At 44.9% G+C, this 20,533-nt stretch carries 6 protein-coding genes; 1 reads left to right on the top strand and 5 read right to left on the bottom strand.

The window, feature by feature from the left end:
* Window positions 1–365: 365 nt before the first annotated feature.
* From DUL71_RS05425 to DUL71_RS05410, 4 genes are read right to left on the bottom strand one after another with little or no spacing between them, the layout of a single operon-like run.
* Window positions 366–710, bottom strand: coding sequence for a hypothetical protein (locus tag DUL71_RS05425; RefSeq protein WP_112573764.1), 345 nt, complete (start codon window positions 708–710; stop codon window positions 366–368).
* A 30-nt stretch (window positions 711–740) separates the two neighbouring features.
* On the bottom strand, window positions 741–2,702 hold the full coding sequence (locus DUL71_RS05420) for an OmpA family protein (RefSeq protein WP_114937082.1): 1,962 nt from the start codon (window positions 2,700–2,702) through the stop codon (window positions 741–743).
* Window positions 2,703–2,712: 10 nt separating this feature from the next.
* Complete coding sequence (locus DUL71_RS05415) at window positions 2,713–3,708, bottom strand: PorP/SprF family type IX secretion system membrane protein (RefSeq protein ID WP_114937081.1); 996 nt, start codon at window positions 3,706–3,708, stop codon at window positions 2,713–2,715.
* Entirely contained in the window at window positions 3,705–16,631 is a 12,927-nt protein-coding gene (locus tag DUL71_RS05410; protein WP_114937080.1) for a T9SS type B sorting domain-containing protein, read from the bottom strand. Before DUL71_RS05410 ends, DUL71_RS05415 begins: the two co-directional genes overlap by 4 nt.
* Before the next feature lie 425 nt (window positions 16,632–17,056).
* On the opposite strand from DUL71_RS05410, the gene DUL71_RS05405 reads away from it, so the two are divergent.
* Window positions 17,057–19,651: an NACHT domain-containing protein gene (locus tag DUL71_RS05405; protein ID WP_114937079.1), complete on the top strand. Its 2,595-nt coding sequence runs from the start codon at window positions 17,057–17,059 to the stop codon at window positions 19,649–19,651.
* On the opposite strand, the gene DUL71_RS05400 is transcribed toward DUL71_RS05405, so the two are convergent.
* Entirely contained in the window at window positions 19,648–20,526 is an 879-nt protein-coding gene (locus tag DUL71_RS05400) for an AraC family transcriptional regulator (protein WP_114937078.1), read from the bottom strand. The two genes, DUL71_RS05405 and DUL71_RS05400, sit on opposite strands and share 4 nt — an antisense overlap.
* Between the last annotated feature and the right edge of the window lie 7 nt (window positions 20,527–20,533).

The following is a 20,533-nucleotide window of genomic DNA, read 5'->3' as shown; positions in this document are numbered from 1 at the left end:
ACTATTTAAAACATTCAGTGTGTATTAATTACACTTTATTTTTACCGGGGATTGGTTTGTAATTGAATTGTTACGGCTGTGGACAAAGCGAATACACAAATGCAATTGTACACCAATTTAAATCATTGCCGTTGACTTTAGTCAACGGATTGGTCGACAATATAAGTGGCTTTAGCCAAAACACCGGGAGATGGGGCTGAAGCCCGATTATTCGTTTCTTTTTTTACCGTTGACTAAAGTCAACGGCAATGAATAAAATTTCGATAAATACTGACAAAACAACGAACCCCACAGACATCTATCCGCGGGGCTCGTACTAACCATTACAACCCAGGGCACATTAACCTAACATATGCCCCTTATCTTTAAATGCCTGGTGCTACATCATCATAGTACTCAGGTATTATGGCTTTCTGAATCAGGGTATCCCTGTGTTTTTCGAGTAATTTTTTCCACCAGAACTGGTATTTACGGGGGTACACTACCCTATCTTTATAATCACGTTTACAAAGGCCTTCATACGAAAGCAATTTATTCATAACCTGGCGCGAATGATCAACCACCATGTGCGACTTGGGTGTATATCCCATAAGCCTGTTGATCTCCCTGTTGGCTTTGCCAAGCAGTATCAGCTCAAAAATTTGAATGTGAAAGGTTGAAAATCCTTTTGTTCTTAAAAACGGGCGGTGAAATGTTGCTGATTCTTTCATAAAAAATAGCTTAGGTTAATAAATCCATGATTACTCTGTTTTTACAACTGTAAATTCTGTGCGTCGGTTAAGTTGCCTTCCGGCAGGATTATCCTTGCCATTAGGTAATGAGTTTGGCGCAACAGGCATACTCTTTCCATATCCTTTTGCATAAATGCGTTCGCTGGTTATTCCCTGACTTATAATGTAATCCACGCATGATTGCGCCCTGGCCTGCGATAGTTTAAGGTTGTATTTAACGCTACCTATCGAGTCGGTATGCGCGCCAAGCCTCACAATTATTTTAGGATTATCCTTCATGATGGTAACCAGGCTATTGAGCACCGTTTTAGATTCGGGCCTTAGCGTTGCCTTGTTGAAATCGTATAAAATATTATTGATCACAATAGGCTTATCCTTTTCAAAAGCCTGCAGGCAGATCTCGGCGTTGTACAACGTATCGTTGCTCATTTGCCCGCTTGCCGGGATAGGCAATATTTTAGTGAAGTAGCCTGTTTTTTCGAGCTTTAAATTATATGGTCTTTTTGATGTTACCTTAAACGCATACTTGGCATCGGTGCCAGTGGTTAATTCCTTTAGCGTTTGTTTTGCCAGCGAGTCAATAAAGCTCACTTTAACACCTGCCAATGGCTTGCGGGTTTCGCAATCGGTAATTATGCCGGCCAAAATAAAGCTCTTGTTATGCACTTCAAACAGGTTCAAACAGCAATCCGATTCTCTGTCCGAGCTGATGTACCATTTGTTGGCATCTTTGCTATCGGGCATAAAATACAGGTCGTCCTTGGCCGAGTTCATAGGATAGCCCATGTTTACCGGTGTGCTCCAACTGCCTGCATCACCTTTACTTTCAAAAAAATCAAAGCCGCCTAAACCAGTAAAACCTTTTGAGCTGTATATCAACCTTTTTTCATCGGCATTATAATATGGGGCTTGTTCATCACGATCTGTATTGATGGTACTGCCCAGGTTTACCGCGTTTGTGGCTTCACCGTCATCGCCCAGATCACTTACCCAGATATCATCGCCGCCAAAACCGCCAGGCTTATTTGAAACGAAGAACATCCGTTTGCCATCAGCTGTAATAAATGGTTGTATGGCGTTGTAGCCATCGGCATTAACATTACTGCCCAGCTTATGCAATGGCGACCAGCTGCTATCCTGCTTTTGGGTAAAATAAATGCTATGATAAACTTTGGTACCTTCTTTATACCAGCGGGTAAGGTACATGCGCTTGCCATCCGGCGTTAATGAAGGTGTACCGTATTCTGTTTCCTTTTTGGCATCATTATCCTTTATTGTAATTACCTGCGGTTTAAATTGGCTCGCGGCATTGGCCGTATAAATACGGTTGATATGCTTTTTATCATCCTTGGCAAAGCGCGACGAGGTAAACATGAAATTATCACCAGTTTGCAACAGTGCATAATCCGAACCATCAGAGTTCCAGTCGCCTTTGAGTTTTATAGCTTCCAGCAATTGCGGATACTTGTATTGCTCCTTGGCGAAGGTGCAGTTAGCAATTTCCTTGTTGGCGATGGCCTTGTATTCGTCGGTTTTATCATAACCGGCATTAAATTGCTGCAACTCTGTAATAGCATCATCAAAACGCTGTATGGCGCGGAGGCATACGCCATGCCAAAGCCTGGCTAAGGGATATGTGGCCGCATCGGGGGCATCAACTGTCTTTTTGTACCAGCCTTCGGCCTCAATATAGTTTTCATACAAACGATACGACTCTGCAAGGCGATAGCTCACATAAGTAGCATCAGATGGTTTATCTTTTTTGGGTGCCTTATTCATGGTTTGAAACGGCACCTCCTTGTTTTGCAACAGGTGCATACCTTCAGCAACCTTACGGTAATAAAAAGCGGCTTCGTAATAATCCTTATCCGCAAATGCCCTATCGCCCAGGTTACGAAAATCCTTACCGTACTGGCCAAAGCAGGTTAAAGTAATGGCCGATAAGAAAATAGTTATAATTATAGCTCTCATAGTTAAGCGATTAAAGCCTTGGGCAAACAGGTTCTGGCTCCTGTATACGTTTGCGGAATATGTAGCTCAGCGATAGTTCAAAGCCGCCATTACCACCTGTGGCACGGTTTAAGGACGATGTGTTTACATCATAGCTGGCGCCTATGATCAGGCTTTTTACGTGGTAACCGATATCGGCAACAGCGGCATCTTTAAAGCGGTACAGAAAACCCACAATAAGACCGTTATCGTTCTGAAATTTAAACTCGGAGTAGGCACCCAGTCCTTTTATGTCAGCGTATTGCTGTTTGATATAGACAGCGTTTGGCGTCAGATCGAAGAAATCAGAAGCCTTGATCTTTAAACCACCATGAACGGTGTACCGGATCGGGATTTTCCCACCGGCATTTGCCGAAAAGGCATCTTTAGGACGTGATAAGTGTCCAATGCTAACACCACCAAAAGCATTAACATCTTTAAAAGGATCGCCATCGTAGTAAAAGATCCCGGCGTTAGCGTCAAATACGGTGCTGTTGGTGGTATTGAAGTTTTCAAAACTTGGCATGTTTGGGTCAAAACCTCCTATTGGAGTATACTGGCTGCCAAACTGCAGCTTGTTCATATCAAAACTACGATTGATGATACCGGCCTGTACACCAAAGCTTAAACGCTGGTTACCATCTGCCGAGATCGAGATAGCATACCCCAAAGCACCATAAGCGCTCAGATAATTGAAACTATGCCCACCCGATGACTGGTCGAGAATATTGACACCAAGGCTCAGCTTATCAGTTGTACGCATATCCGCAGATATAGCCGCCGTTTGGTAGGCATTATTTATAGTTGCCCACTGGCTTTTAAAGTTTGCATTCACACGCGAATCGCCGTTGATAACTCCGGTTAATGCAGGGTTGAGCCATAACGGATAAGCGTAGTACTGTGAAAAATGCGGATCAACCTGAGCTGATAACCGCCCTGCTACCACAATGAGGAGCAGCAGGGTTACAATTGTGATTTTATTTCTCATCGTAGTAGATTGATAGTTCCTTTTCTTTTGATCACTTGTCCGTCGTTAAGTGTGGCCTCAACATAGTATACATATACGCCCACCGGCTGCGCCTTGCCTTTATAGGTTCCATCCCATCCCGCCGACTGATTGATAGATTTGAAGAGCAATCCACCCCACTGATCATAGATTGACATATTAATGCCTTTTATCACGGTGCCAAATACCAGGAACGTATCGTTATTGCCATCGCCGTTAGGGCTAAAGGCGTTAGGGATAAATATGCTGTTACCAAGTGGATTGGTGGTTGTACCCGTTACCGCTGCCGAATTATCACTCAGCTCGCAACCCGATGCACCCAAAGCCCTTACCACAATGGTAGCACTTTGCAACGGCTGCAGGTTATCAACCTTGAAGGTAAGCGCTGTGCCTACACCGCTAAAGGTAGAGCCATTGTTCAGACTTATTTCATATCCGGTAGCACCGGTTACTGCCGCCCAACCAAAGGTTATGCTTACTGCAGTGGTTTCTGTAACGTTAACTACCGGTGTTGCAAGCTTTTGCAATACCTGTACAGTTACCGATGTACGCGTACCGGAGTTACAACCGCCGCTGTTTGATGCCTCGGCATAATAAGTGGTAGTTTGATTAAGTGCCGGCGTAGTGTAGCTATCCCCGGTAGCCAGTGCTATTCCGCCGGTTGCATTAGCGTACCACTTAATAGTAACATTAGCAGTACTGTTAACAGTAAGCGTGGCTGTGCTGCCAGGGCAAATGCCCGCATTTGGCCCGTTCACCGTAGGCGCAGTTGGAGCACCGAGTATGGTTACCGTTGCCGATGCTCTTGACGTTGAGCTACAGCCTGTACCGTTCACCGCTTCTGCATAATAAGTTGTACTTGTCGTTAACAAAGGCGTAGTAAAGTTTGTACCCGTGTAAACCGGGGTACCGCCAGTAGCCGCTGTGTACCAGTTGTAGCTAAAGCCCTGTTGTGGGTTTGAGATACTTAACAGCACTTGCGAACCACCGCAAGCAGTTGGCGTGCTGTTAACCAGCAGCGGTGTTGATGGCGGTGCAGAAATAGTTACCTGAACAGTTGCTGCCGATGAGCTCGCACATGATCCGTTGCTGGCATCAACATAGAAGGTTGTATTTGCCTGGATCGGAGCCGTAGTGTAAGCAGGTCCGGTAAACAACAGGTTAGTACGTGCCGCGTTACTGTACCATTTGTAAATGATATTAGCCTGCGGCGATTGTACCGATAAAGTAGCTGTACTTCCGGCGCATACAGGCACGTTGGTCAGTGCCGGTATTGGTGCATTAGGCTGCGGCACAATGACCACATTCACCGCCAGCCTTGCAGAAGCATTACAGTTTTGACTGTTTGATGCCTGTACATAATAGGTGGTATTAGCTGATAACACTGGTGTTGTAAATGCGGTACCGGTATAAAGCGAACTACCACCAGTGGCTACGTTATACCAGTTGTAAGTTGTGCCCACATCAGGATTGCTGATGTGGATTAGAGCCGCACTGTTTTGACATACCGACAGATCTGCCGCCACAACCTGCGGTGTTGGAGCCGTGGTATTGCCAATAGTTACCTGCACCGCGGTACGTGTGGTTGACGCACAGCTACCGTTACTTACAGCTTCAACATAATAAGTTGTAGCGACGGTAAGCGGTGGCGTAGTGTAAGTTGCGCCGGTAAATATTGGCGCCCCGCCGGTAGCAGCTGTATACCAGTTAAAGCTTACGTTAGCTGTTGTACTGGTAGCTGTGAGCGCTAAGGTACCACCCGAACATACAGTAGTATTCCCACCACCCTGCGCGGTCACGGTTGGCGCGGATGGTATTTGATTAACGTTGATACTTACCGATGTACGACCTGTTGATGTACAGCCTGTGCTGTTCACCGCCTCGGCATAATAAGTGACATTACCTGCCAGCGCCGGCGTATTGAAGCTGATACCTGTAAATAATGGTGCTCCGCCTGTCGCCGCGCTGTACCAGTTGTAAGTAAAGCCTGGCTGAGGATTAGAGATATTAAGCGTTACAATACTATTAATACAAGTTTGTACTGTACTGCCATTGGCAATTACCGGAGCCGAAGGCGCTGCCTGGATGCTCACCTGTGCAATAGATAAGTTAGCGCTTTGGCAGCCTGAAGCATTTACTGCGGCAACGTAATAAGTTGCGTTAGCGGTAAGCGGACCGGTCACATAAGTAGTACCCTCAAACAGTTTAGTAGTTTGAGACGCCGTGCTGAACCACTGATAAGTGATACCCGCCACCGGCGACTGGATCTTCAATGTTGCCGGAGAACCTAAGCAAACTTGAACATTAGCACTTGCCAGTATTGGATCGGCAGGGAGTGGATTAACAGTTACTTTTACTTGCGTACGCGCAGATGCATTACAGTTGCCGGCTTGAGCTGCCTCCACATAATAAGTGGCGTCTGAAGCTAAAACAGGCGTATTAAATTGTGTACCTGTATACAACAAGGTTCCTCCGGTGGCAGCGGTGTACCAGCGGTAAACCACACCTGTTACAGGGTTGGCAATGCTCAGGCTTGTTGATTCGCCTTCGCATACATTAAGACCGCCTGCACTGGCTTGTATAACCGGAGCCGTTGGTATGGGCTGCACCGTAATATCGGCACGGGCGCGGGTTGGGCTTGTACATCCTGAACTGTTTGATGATTCCACAAAGTAGGACACATCGGCAATTAAATTATTAATAGTAAATATCGGACCAGTAAATACCGGCGAACCGCCTGTTGCAGCTGTGTACCATTTATAGGTTAAGCCGTTAACAGGGTTGTTAACGCTTAGCGTTGCGCTGCCACCGCTACATACATTGGTAGTAGCCGCGCTTAATACCGGTACAGTAAGCGTATTGGTCACCGTTACATCAACCGATGTACGTGCACCGTTACTTGAACAGCTTGTGGTAGCATTGGTTGCCTGTACATAATAAGTTGCGTCCTGTGTAAGAGCTACTGTAGTATAAGTATTACCGGTATGTAATACAGTACCGCCTGTAGCGCTGGCAAACCATTCGTAATTAACGCCGGCCACTGGGTTAAGCACAGCTAAAGTAGCAGTACTGCCCGGGCAAACCTGCACGGTACTTGCTTGTACACCTGGCGCGGCCGGACGAGGATTTACCGTAATTGTAGCTTTTGTACGCGATGGGCTTACGCAGCTTCCATTGGTGATCTCTGCATAATAACTAACTGTAGCAATTGGTGTTGCCTGGTAGTTAGCACCGGTAAATACCAAGGTTCCACCTGTCGGCGCATCATACCAGTTCACCGTTGCACCTGCAGCATTGGTTACTGAAAGAGTAACCGCATCGCCAGAGCAAACAGATACCGCGTTTTGTGCGAGTATAGGATTTACTGGCGCCGGTGTTACGTTTGCAGTAGCCGCTACCCTGTTAGGGTTAGGGCAACTGTTTGATGTACGGCTGCTTTCAACATAAAAAGTAGTTGTTGCATTCAGGGCAGCTGTTGTATAGTTATTACCGGTGTGCAGTAAGGTTCCGCCAACAGCAGCTGAATACCATTTATAAGTAACACCTGCAACAGGATTAGCTACGGTAAATGTAGCGGTACCGCCTGCGCATATATTGTCCGTTTTAGCATTAAGCTGAGGTATCGGAACCTGCTTGGTTGCGTAATAAATATTTAGCGAGTTAAATAGCGATACCGTTGTGGTTAATCTAACTTCCACCGCACTGTAACCAGCTTTCGGCACAAATTTCACCAAAGCTGTTTGACCGCCAGCCAGAATAGTTACTTTGATCAGCGTGCTGCTCAATGCAATCCTATCGTTATTATCAGTATTTCCATTAAATGAACCTATCTGCAGCTGACCTAATACACCAACCGATGCCAGGTTAACCGGCACTTTTATTTTCACGGTTACGGTATCACCGGCAAGCCCTGCATCGCCAAAAATCAATTTCTGACCTACGTAGCCTACCGCGCCAACGCCAAGTGTAAGCTGGCTAAAGTTGGTTGTATCGGTATCTACCGAGTTATCGGCACCGGTAACACCGCACAGTAAGCAGGCAACACCACTGGTGCTGTTGGTTTGGGTGGATGCAAAGTCGCACGAGGTTGAGAATACCGGGTTAACAATTACAGTAACAGGCGTACGCGTTGTGCTGATACAACCTGTAGCATTTGATACCGCCTCAACATAATAAGTGGTGTTGGTGGTTAAAGCCGGAGTTGTAAACGTTGCTCCTGAATGAACCGGAGTGCCGCCATTGGCCGTGCTGTACCAGTTAAAGGTAACATTAGCAGTAGTCGAAGTAGCTGATAGCTGGGCTGTTTGACCAGAAGTGACCTGTCCGCCAACCGGCACTACGGTAATGGTTGGGGCAACCGGCGTTGGATTAACAATAACATCTGCTTTGGCGCGGTTGGCACTTGTACAAGTGCCGGTAGCAGCCTCAACGTAGTATGAAGTATTAGCGATTAAAGCAGGAGTAACATATTGTGCGCCTGTATGTACTGGAGTACCGCCTGTTGCCGTGGTATACCAGTTAAAGGTAACACCAGGCTGAGTTGACGAAGCTGTTAAAGTAACTGTTGAACCAGAGCAGGTTTGTGTACTGGCTTGTGAAACCGTTGGAGTAACAGGAGTAGCGGTTACGTTGGCAGTAACTTTGGTACGGGTACTGCTGCTGCACTGGCCTGCGTTTGCTGCCTCAACATAGTATGACGTAGTTGCAGTTAGAGCAGGAGTAGTAAAGCTGTTACCTGTAGTAATAGGCGTGCCACCCGTAGCCGAAGCATACCAGGTATAGGTAACACCATTAACAGGAGTTACGGCAAAAGCAGCAGGCTGACCGGCACAAACAGTTGTATTAGGAACTGCCACAACCGGAGCAGCAGGTGGCGCGGTAACATTTACCTGTACAGGTGTACGAACAGCCTGCGAACAACCATCGGCAGTGCGACTGGCTTCGGCATAGTATGTTGTTGACGCTGTTAAGGCCGGAGTGGTAAAGGTAGCACCTGTGAATACCGGTGAACCACCAGTAGCCGAAGTATACCACCTTACGGTTACGTTTGCCGGAGCAGTAGCTGTCAATGTAGCCTGTGTGCCTGAACAAGCCGAAACAGGTGACGCGGCAATAACAGGAGCAGGAACTGATTGTGAAGCATCGTAAATATTCAGGCTGCTGAACACACCTGCAAGGGCTGCATTCAACCTCACCTCTACCCTGTCAAATGTGTGGGCTGCTTTAAAGGCTATCCTGAAACGGCTTGTACCACTTAATAATTGAATATTGATCAACGAACCATTTACACTGAAGTAATCATTATTAAATGTCGCGCCGCTATAAGTACCAATCTGAATTTGAGACAGTACGCTAACACTGGCCAGCGTTCCGGGAACACCTAATTCCACTATTACGCTGTCGCCTGCAATGCCTGTATTGGCAAAGCGCAGGGTTTGGCTGGCATAAGCGTTAACCAATCCGACAGGAACAAGTAATTGCGAGAAGGTACTACGATCCGCGTCAACTGATCCGGCAGCATTCAATACTCCGCAACCAACACACAGTAAACCACTGGTGGTATTGGTTTGGTCGATGGCTGCGTCACAAGGCACAGGATTTGAACCCTGTTGATTTACAGTAACTATACCGGTTGCCCTGGTAGCCGATTTAACACCGGTTGCAGGAATTGATGCCTCGGCATAATAAATAGTATTGGCAAACTCTGGCGGCGTTGTATAAGTAGCGCCTGTGAAGATGCTTGTGCCACCTGTTGGTGCGGTAAACCAGTTAAATACAGCGCCAGGCGTGGTGGATGACGCGGTGAATGCAGTAGTCTGCCCCGGACTAACAGTTGTAGTTGGAGGGTTTACACTTACATCAGGTATCACTACTGGCTGTACATTGATGATTACAGGAGTACGGGTAGCGGACACGCAATTACCCAGTGCTGTGCCAGCATAATAGGTTTTAGTAGCAGTTAAAACCGGGGTAACATAAGGATTACCGGTGAATACCAGGTTGCCACCTGTCGGTGCGTCAAACCATTGTATGGTGGCGCCGTTGCTGGCAGTGGCGTTTAGTGTAGCTGTTTGGCCTGCGGTGATGGTTACATTTTGAGCAGTAACTGTTGGTGCCGGCGGAGCATCGTCAACAATAACATTTACCGGGAACCTCACGGTTGATGCGCATGAGCCACGGCTATATTCTACATAATAAGTGGTATTGGCGTTTAAAGCCGGTGTGGTGTACGAAGCACCTGTATGCACTACTGTTCCACCTACCGGTGCATTATACCAGGTAAATGTTCCGTTAGCAGGTGATGTAATATTAATAACTGCGCTGCTGCCTTTACAAATTTCAGGAGCAGTTGGATTAAATACCGGCTGCGGAAATTGCTGTGCGGCGTAATAGATATTCAGCGGGGTAAGCAGGCTTGCAACACCCGAATTTATTTTCACGGTGATACGATCATATGCACCCGTTGCCGGAATATAAACCGCGTATTTATTTGAGCTACCTGCAAGCAGATATACCTTTATTAAGGCACTGTTAAGCGCAAGCGTTGAAGTTGGAGTAGCACCGTTAGCCAGCGTTACCTGGATATTACCCAAAACAGCGGCACCTAACAAGCCATTAGGATTCTGCAATACCAGTTTAATGGTATCACCGGCAAAGCCCGGCTGCTGGAAACGTAGCTCTTGCTGAGCATAGCCACCCAGTAAACCGGCTAATACATTAACTGTTGATGCTGTTGTGGTATCGGCATCAGTCGCAAGTAATTCATTAGTAACACCGCAACCAATACAGATGCCGTTTACAGTAACAGTTTCCTGATTTGCAAATGTACATGGAGCATTAGTATTGATTGTTACATTGATAGTAATCGCTGTGCGGCTTGCCGATGTACAACCGGTACTGTTAACCGCGCTTACATAGTAAGTAGTATTGTTGTATAACAGCGGTGTCTGGAAGGTTGTACCCGTAAATACCGGCGAAGCTGCATTGGCCGATGTATACCAGTTATAGGTAACACCGGTTTGCGTATTGGTAACACCAATAGTTGTTTGCTGTCCGGCAGCTATTGAAGTATTGTTTGCTGATAAAGTTGGATTGGCAGGAAGTGGAACAACGGTAACGTCGGCCTGGGTACGTAGCGCACTGGTGCAGCCGCCTGCGTTTACAGCCTCTACATAATAGCTTGCATTATTGTGTAAAGCCGCTGTTGTATATGTCGGGCCGGTAAATACTGGTGTGCCTCCGGTTGCTGTGGTATACCAGTTATAGGTATTTCCGGCTGCCGGGCTGGTCACTGCTAAAGTCGCAACGCTGCCATCGCAAATGCTTACGCTGGTTGCGTTAAGTGCCGGCGCTGTTGGCGGTGGAGCCAAAGTTGCTGTAACCTGGGTACGGGTAGTGCTGATACAGCTTGTACCTGAAACCGCTTCAACAAAATAACTTGTGGTTGCATTTATAGCGGCTGTTGTAAAGCTGTTACCCGTATGTATCAGGGTGCCGCCTGCTGCTGCAGAATACCAGTTATAAGTTACCCCGTTAACCGGAGTTACATTAAACGTTGCAGTTTGGCCTGTGCACACGGTTACATTTGCAGCAACCACAACAGGTGCTGCCGGTATTGTTACAACATTAATATTAACAGGGGTACGTACGGCCTGGGTACAACCATCAGCGGTACGGCTTGCTTCTGCATAATAAGTTGTAGATGCGCTTAAGGCCGGAGTTGTGAAATTAGCACCTGTGCCAACAGCGGTACCGCCGGTTGCTGAGGTATACCATTTTACAGTTACGTTTGCAGGAACTGTAGCTGAAAGTACTACTGGCGCGCCTGAGCAAGTTGTTACAGGTGAAATTGCGATAACCGGAGCAGCCACAGATTGCGAAGCATCATATACATTGAGAGCGCTGAATACGCCTGCCAGAGCGGCGTTGAGCTTAACCTCTACCCTATCGAAATTGTGAGTTGCTTTAAAGGCTACCCTGAAACGGCTGGTACCGCTTAACAATTGAATATTGATAAGCGAACCGTTTACACTAAAATAATCGTTGTTAAAATTTGCACCATTATAGGTACCAATCTGGATCTGTGAAAGTACGCCCACACTGGCCAGCGTTCCCGGAACGCCTAACTCTATAACAACGCTATCGCCTGCAAGGCCTGTATTGGTAAACCTTAAAGCTTGGCTTGCATAAGAGTTAACCAAACCTATAGGTACATTTAATTGCGAGAAAGTATTGCGATCTGCATCAACAGCACCTGTAGGGTTTAGCACGGCGCATCCAACGCATAATAAACCGCTGGTAGTATTGGTTTGGTCGATAGCGGCATCGCAAGGAACAGGACTTGATGCCTGTTGATTGATAGTTACCGCGCCTGGTGCTCTTGTAGCTGATTTTACGCCGGTAGCAGTTACAGTAGCTTCGGCATAATAAGTGGTGTTAGCAAATTGAGGTGGAGTAGTATAGGTAGCACCTGTAAAAATGCTTGTGCCGCCGGTTGGTGTAGTAAACCAGTTAAAGGTTACGCCCGGCGTAGTTGATGAAGCAGTGAACGAAGTTGTTTGCCCTGCATTAAGTGCAACGGTTGGCGGCGTTACCGATATGGTTGGTATTACTATCGGCTGTACTGTAATGTTAACCGGTGTACGGGTTGCTGATACGCAGCTGCCCAAGGCAGTACCTGCATAGTAAATTTTGTTAGCTGTAAGTACAGGCGTTACAAACGGATTACCAGTATGAACCAGGTTACCTCCTGTCGCGGCATCATACCACTGTATGGTAGCGCCATTGCTGGCAGTTGCATTTAAAGTAGCTGTTTGTCCGCTTGTTATAGTTACGTTTTGAGCGGTAACAGTTGGTGCTGCCGGTACATCATCAACCAAAATAGTAACCGGGAACCTTACAGTACCGGTACAGGTACCGCGGGTGTATTCTATATAATAAGTTGTATTGGCATTTAAAGCCGGAGTTGTAAACGAGGTACCTGTATGTACAACGGTTCCGCCTGTTGGCGCGTTATACCAGGTAAATGTTCCGTTGGCCGGCGAAGTAATATTTACCACCGCGCTGCTGCCTTTACAAATTTCCGGGGCAGTTGGATTAAATACCGGTTTCGGGAATTGTTGCGAAGCATAATAGATATTAAGCGGCGTTAAAACACTTGCAAGACCAGAGTTGATACTTATGGTAATCCTGTCATAAGCACCGGTAGCCGGGATATAAACCGCGTATTTGTTTGAGCTACCTGCAAGCAGGAACACTTTTATCAACGCGTTATTAAGCTGATAACTTGCGGTTGTGGTGGTTCCGTTAGCAAGTGTTACACCGATATTACCCAAAACGGCGGCACCTAACAAACCATTAGGGTTTTGCAATACCAGCTTAATGGTATCGCCCGCGAAACCGGCCTGTTGGAAGCGTAGCTCCTGCTGAACATTTCCACCTATTAAACCTGCTAACACATTGATTGTTGAAGCTGTGGTGGTATCGGCATCGGTAGCTAAAGCAGGGTTAGTAACTGTACAACCTAAACAAAGGCCATTTACAGTCATTGTTTGCTGATTAGCAAAAGTACAAGGCGCATTGGTATTGATAGTTACGGTAATAGTAACAGCCGTACGATTTGCCGACGCACAACCTGTTGCGTTTACAGCACTTACATAGTAAGTTGTGTTATTATATAATAGTGGTGTCTGGAAGGTAGTACCGGTAAATACAGGCGCACCAGCATTAGCTGATGTATACCAGTTATAGGTAATACCTGCCTGCGGACTGGTCACGCTGATACTTGTTTTCTGCCCTGCCGCTATTGAGTTATTTGCGGCGGCCACAGTTGGATCAACCGGCAGTGGCGTAACAGTAACTGTTGCCTGGGTGCGTGCGGCACTGTTGCAACCACCGGCATTTACAGCTTCAACATAGTAAGTTGCATTGGCTGTTAAGGCTGCTGTGGTGTAAATAGCTCCGGTAAATACGGGAGTACCTCCGGTTGCGGCTGTGTACCAGTTATAAGTGGTACCCGCCACGGCTCCGCTTACAGATAAAGTAGCCACACCGCCACTACAAATAGTAACATTGGCGGCGGTAAGTGTTGGCGCAACCGGCGGCGGTGTAATATTAGCGGTTACTTTGGTACGGGCAGCACTTGCGCAGCTTCCGCCGGCAACCACTGCTTCTGCATAATAGCTGGTAGCTGCGGTTAAAGCAGGTGAGGTAAAGCTATCACCGGTGTGCAATAAAGTACCGCCGGTAGCGGCGCTATACCAGTTTATGGTAACGCCGGCTACACTGGTGGCGGTAAACGTAGCGGTTTGCCCTGAACAAACGCTAACAGTATTGTTGGCTATAACCGGTGAAGCCGGTACAGCATTTACAGTAACAGTTACTTTAGTTCGGTCCGACTCGTCGGTGCATCCACTGCGCATGGCGGCAACGTAATAGGTTGCCGAAGCTGTTAAAACAGGTGTTGTAAAGGCAGCCCCGGTAAATACCGGCGATCCGCCTGTTGCTTGTGTATACCAGTGAAACACGGTATTAGGTACAGCCGTAGCAGTAAATGTGGCTGTGGTACCGGTACAGATCTGGGCATCGTTTGATGCTACATTATTGATTTTAATTACCGGTTTGGCAATTAATCGTTGTATCTCATATAAATCAATGGTTGATAAAACGTTGGCAATGCCACCTAATCTTAACTGCACCCTGTCAAAAACTTTGCCTGGCACAAAAGTGATCACCACTTTACGCCTGTTATTGGTAAGATCGAGCAAACGAACCTGTAATAATGAAGAGCTTAAAAAGGTTTGATCGTTATTATCTGTATTGCCATAATAAGTATTTACCGATGAACCTGCCAGTAAACCTACCTGCAGTAAGGCCTCAGGCACTGAAAGGGTTAACCTTACCGAGTCGCCAATTACTGATGGATTTGAAAATATTACGGTTTGCTGCGCATAAGCTCCTAACAAACCTACGCCCGCGTTTAAAGTAGACGCGGTATTGAGGTTTCCGTCGATAGCATTTTGCGGATTTACAACTCCTCCTACATTGAGACCTAAATTCAGCAGTGCTGAAGATATGCCATGTAATTCATCTATGGCAGTATTACACACAGCAGGGCCGGCTGTAGTCACAAACCCTTCATATAAATATAAGCTGCTTAGCGCCCCAACAAGTCCTCCGTTTAGGGTAACCCTAATACCATCATAAGCTTGAGTAGGTGCAAAGCTCAATTCAACCTGGTTGTTATTACTCAATACCGATACCAGTGTTGCCGCCGAAACAGGAGAGCCTACAGGTGTATTACCACTATAAGCCTGTAAAGTTACCCCTCCAAGCGCTGTAAGACTAAGTAGATTATCCCCGGTACCTAACTTAACAGAAACCGGTGTTCCGGCTGGTTTGGTACCACCGGGAAATGTAAGCGTTTGATAAGTTTGAGCAGCAACACCTACGGTTACATTTAAGGTAGAATAAGTTTGCAGGTTGCCATCAGCTGCGTTACCCGGATTAGTTACCGTACAACCAAGGCATAATAAACCACCCGCCCCTGGTTGCTGCGCATTGGCATAAGTGCGCACTCCCGACGGATTAACAGGTGGCGTAGGGGTTGTAGATCCTACAGTTAGTGAAATTTTTGTCCGTTCTGATTCATCGGTACAACCTGTACGCGAAGCGGATACATAATAATCAGTAGAAGCTGTAAGTGCAGGTGTTGTATAACTTGGGCCTGTTGCAACCGCCGATCCGCCTGTTGCCTGGGTATACCAGTGAAAAGTAGTATTGGCAACAGCATTTGCGGTAAGCGTAGCGGTTGAGCCCGAGTTGATCTGGGCAGTTACGCCCAGCGTATTATTAATTTTTGTAACAGGCCTTGGTATCAGTCTAACAGCCTCATAAAGGTCAACTGTTGACAATACGTTAGCTACGCCACCAAGGGTAAGCTGCACCCGGTCAAAAACATTCGCGGGCGCAAAGGTTATGGTAACCTTGCGCCTGTTGTTGGTTAAATCGAGCAATCGCAGGTTTAAAAGCGATGCGTTTATTGCTGTTTGATCATTATTATAAGTATTACCAAGGTAAGTTGCTACCGAGATGTTAGAGAACAGTCCCACATCTATTAACGATTGAGGGATTGACAAGGTCATTCGTACTGAGTCCCCTATCACTGATGGACTTCCATATATAATAGTTTGCTGGGCATATGCCCCAAGTAAACCTACGCCCGCATTTAAGGTAGATGCAGTATTAAGATTACCGTCAATTGCATTTTGAGGATTTGCCACACCACCTACATCAACCCCTAAACCCAATAAGCCCGATGAAATACCATGTAACTCATCAACTGCAGCGCTGCAAATACCGGCTCCTGTACCTGTAGTGAAGGCATCATATAAATAAGTACTTGCCAAAACCCCGGCAAGGCCTCCGTTAACAGTTACCCTGATACGATCATAAGCCTGCGCTGGTGTTATACTAACCTCAACCTGGTTGTTATTGCTTAGTGCGGTAAGCAACGTAGCCACTGCTACCGGGGTACCAATGGCCGTATTTCCATTATATGCCTGTAAAGAAACGCCTCCAAGTGCAGTAAGTGTCAGCAATTTATCCCCTGAACCTAATTTAACTGTGACAGGAGTACCGGATGATTTGGCGCTTTGAAATATTAATTCCTGGTAGGTTTGCGCTGCTACGCCAACAGCAACATTTATTGATGAAAATGTTTGAACATTCCCATCTGCTGCATTGGCTGCATTTACCACGGCGCAGTTTACGCAGGCAGCGCCTGTTGCGCCATGTTGTTCGGATGTGGCATATGTCCGTTGTGCTTTCGCATATTTAATATTAAACAATGCCAATAAAATAAATAACACCCAAAAAGCGTTCTTGTTAAAGGCGAGGTTTCTCATAAGGCATAGATGTTTGAAATGAACTCCGTAAAGCTAAATCACGCCTATGCAATACGAAAAAGGCTTTTCATTCATTAAAAACCATTCTGGTCATATCATTCAGTATTCATGTAGGTCTGTTCATTCTGTTTTCTGCATTCATTTTCCGTTCATTTTATTCATTCAGCAAATACAACCTAACGGAATATCATTTTTAATAAAATATAAATCCATTTTCAATTAACATACGTATTATTGATTAAACAAAATATGTGAAAATATTTGTTTAGCCATGTATTAACAATATCCCGTTACCCCAGGGAATTGCTTGAACCTTTTACAATATTTTAAATAAGTTTTCAAGATTACTTGCTGATACTGTTTGCGCTAATTTGTTCGACTGACTGACGTATATAGTTAATATATTCACTCTAAAACCTTTACCTATGCATCTATTTTCGACTTATCATTTTGATCTGTTAAAAAAAGAACTAACGGAGAAAGCGGGTATGGCCTACATTACCCCTGCCGATTGCAAGGCCTTATCATTAATGCTGTTTGGCAAAACCCAGAAAAGCATTAGTGAAACTACGCTCAAACGTATTTTTGGATTTGCCTACAGCAAGTTTACCCCATCATTATTCACCATGAACGCGCTGGCTGAGTTTTGCGGTTATACAGGTTGGGATGCATTTTGCCAAAGCAAGCAAAAGACAGTTGTTAAAAAAGAAAGCCATGTATATACACCTGGGAAGATAACGGCCAAAGCAGACAGGATCACCAACTTCACGCTGCAAACCCAAATCAATCATTCGGGTATACCTTTTCAGTATACTATTCCCCGGAATTTCATTAACGAGCAATTGTCCATATTTATGCAGCAGCCTTATACCGCTACTGTGTTTACGGCTCCGGCAGGCTATGGCAAAACAATTGGCCTGTGCCATTGGGTAAAAGATCTGATAAAGGCCAATACGCAAAAAGATGAAAAGGACCTGATACTGTTTTTTAACGGCAACACGCTCAATTCGTCACTCCAAAACATCCATCTTAACCATTGGCTTATGGGACTTATCGGCTTATCGCCAGATGAAGATCTCGACAGTCTGGCAGAACTGGCAGAAGATTTTAGCGGGCGTTTTATTTTAATTATAGATGGTTTCGATGAGTTTTATTTCAAGAATAACACATTCGAGACCATATTTAGGCAATTGGCCGATATTATAGCCATGTACCACAAATATCCCTGGTTTAAAGTGATACTAACGATGCGTTCATCAACCTGGAGTAACCTCAGGGAGGATATAATTGCCCAGCCCGATCTGTGGTTCACCGGTTTTATGATGGATAGCAGTCAAAAACTTAATGTACCGCTATTTACTACCGAGCAAATCAAAAAACTTTGCGATAATATAAATCCCAATATTGCCCATGATATAACTTTACCTATTATTGATAAACTAAGTCACCCTTTATACTTCCAATATTATTACCAACGATACAGCGATAATTTCAGCTTAAGCCATTTTAATGACCTTACGTATTACCACCTTGTAGCCGCAAACTACTATCATAATGTTTACAAAGGCCACTATGCCATTGAAAAGGTATTGTTGATTACCGGCATCATTAATCAAATGGATACCGATAACCGTGTATACGAGGTTAGTAAGATCAGGATCTATGAGCTCATCAAAAAGTATGGATCGGCATACCAGGAGATGATCAGCGCCGGGATCATTGAAGAACTTAACCTGTCGCGCGAAAACAAGCTCAACTTCATAGTTAAAATGATTGACGATACTACCCTTGAGTACGCGTTGGCTATGATATTAATGTATAACAATAACTACGTATTTGATGATAACCTGGTAAACCTGACCGACCTTGTATTTGGCCGGGATAAAAAACTGCCTATCATAAAATGGTTCATCTACAATGCGATTCACAAAGACTATAAGTTTGAGCTTAAAGCTTTACTAAATGTACAGTTGCTGCCAAACGAAAAATCGGAGATCATAAGGTTTATTGGTGAATTACTCAAAATTCAACATGTAAACGGAAAAATGACCGAGCGAATGGAAGATTTGTTTAAGCAGGTTTGCAGCGAGGAGTTCTTTAATTACTTCATCAGCCTTGAGTTTATTGATATTGGTTATGAGGAAGTGCTGGAAACTTTTTTACAATTCCGCTTATCAAACCAGCAACAAATTTTAATAAAAACCAGCCTTGCTGCCATTGCCATCATGCAGCTTGATTTAACAAAAATTGAAAAACACTTTAATGATTTAAAGCAATACAATTTAAAAGCGCTTCAAAACTTGCCTATCAACCCGGTAAACTGCATAGAAACTATTTTATTTTACCTCAAATACGGCATTATAAAAAAGGAGTCACTCACCGAAATCACCAGGTTCTACTTCAATCCGGTTCAAAACACCGGCGTTTCAAAAGGCTTTACCGAAGTAGTTTATCTTTTGGCCTTATACACTTCAACCATCTGTCAAAAACACAACAAAGCGGCCAAATTTATTAACGGCTTAAATAAAGTATACCGGGGCTATTCTACGGGATATGCTTTCATTTTAAAAACCGTTATGGCCGAGTCATACCTGGCATCGGGTTATGAAGATAAAGCCAAAGCCATTTTTAATGAAATAAGCATCACCTACAGCGAGCAGGATAGCGGTTTCACCTCTTTTATGAAAGTGCTTTACGAAGGGCTAAAAATAAAACTCACCCTGCCGGTAAGTAATCAGCTTGCTGTTGTTAACAATATTAAAAACCTGATTAAATTATGTGATGATTCAAAACAGATCATAGTTAAGGTAAACACACTTGGTTTTATACTTACTAACTATGCCATATTAAAAGAAAACGTGTATGTTTTTAATGATCTGTATTTTGACTTCATTAAAAGTATCCGCAACAATGGGTGCCGTACCGAACATTTCATGAACGATGAAATAAAATGGGCCGAAACGCCTCCTGCAAATAGTACGACAAACAGGTTGCAAAACTTTAGCCTAAACCGCAACTAAGACAAAATCTGGTTCCGGTATTCGCGGGGGCTTACTTTTTTAATCACCTTAAAAAAGCGGTTAAAGTTTGATACATTATTAAAACCGCATTCATAGGCTATATCTGTAATACTGGTTTCTTTATGGCCCAGCAATTTACAGGCATAGCCTATTCTTGTTTCGTTTACAAACTGGGTAAATGATTTTTGTGTACGCGCCTTAAAAAACCGGCAAAACGCAAAGGTGTTCATGTTGGCCACATCAGCAATTGTATTTAGGGAGATGTCTTCCCTGAAATTATCAAAGATGTATTTAAATACCTGGTCCATACGTTTGCTATCATTGTATTGATAGTAGTTGATATAGTTGATGCTGGCCAGCAGATCATATTCTGTATCTGATGAACTCATGATATTCAGGATCTCGAGCAGGGTAATGATTTTTTGCAACCCCTCCTGCTGCAAAATGTGGTACATTAATTTTACTACCATATCCCGGCTTCGGCCTTTCAGTTCCACTCCTCTTTGTGCCTTGTTCAAAAACGACTCGATTTTGCGCACATTTCCAAATGCCGAAAGGTGCAGCAATAACTTTGAGGGGTTAAAGTAGATGGATAGTGAATGCGCGTAAGGCTCCGGTTCATCGCCATTAGTTTGCTCTTGTGTGTTGTGCCAAACGTGCGGGATGTTTGAACCCAGGAAAATAAGTTCGCCGCTTTCAAAATAATCAACCAGGTCGCCGATTATCCTTTTGCCCGAACTTTTTACAATGTGAACCAACTGGCATTCCTCATGAAAATGAAACTCATTGGAGAAAAAAGGGAGCTTAACTTCCTTGGCAACAAAAAGGTCTTCTGACTGTACCCCGTCAGACAATACGGCTAAAATTGGTTTCATTTTAACA

The sequence above is a fragment of the Mucilaginibacter endophyticus genome, assembly GCF_003351025.1.
In the GTDB taxonomy this organism is placed as follows: Bacteria; Bacteroidota; Bacteroidia; order Sphingobacteriales; family Sphingobacteriaceae; genus Mucilaginibacter; species Mucilaginibacter endophyticus.
This window is presented reverse-complemented; position numbering and strand designations above follow the sequence as displayed.

What these genes read in the sequence shown, in the direction of transcription:
- DUL71_RS05425 (WP_112573764.1), bottom strand. Translation starts at nt 710, where the DNA reads ATGAAAGAATCAGCAACATTTCACCGCCCGTTTTTAAGAACAAAAGGA.
- DUL71_RS05420 (WP_114937082.1), bottom strand. Translation starts at nt 2,702, where the DNA reads ATGAGAGCTATAATTATAACTATTTTCTTATCGGCCATTACTTTAACC.
- DUL71_RS05415 (WP_114937081.1), bottom strand. Translation starts at nt 3,708, where the DNA reads ATGAGAAATAAAATCACAATTGTAACCCTGCTGCTCCTCATTGTGGTA.
- DUL71_RS05410 (WP_114937080.1), bottom strand. Translation starts at nt 16,631, where the DNA reads ATGAGAAACCTCGCCTTTAACAAGAACGCTTTTTGGGTGTTATTTATT.
- DUL71_RS05405 (WP_114937079.1), top strand. Translation starts at nt 17,057, where the DNA reads ATGCATCTATTTTCGACTTATCATTTTGATCTGTTAAAAAAAGAACTA.
- DUL71_RS05400 (WP_114937078.1), bottom strand. Translation starts at nt 20,526, where the DNA reads ATGAAACCAATTTTAGCCGTATTGTCTGACGGGGTACAGTCAGAAGAC.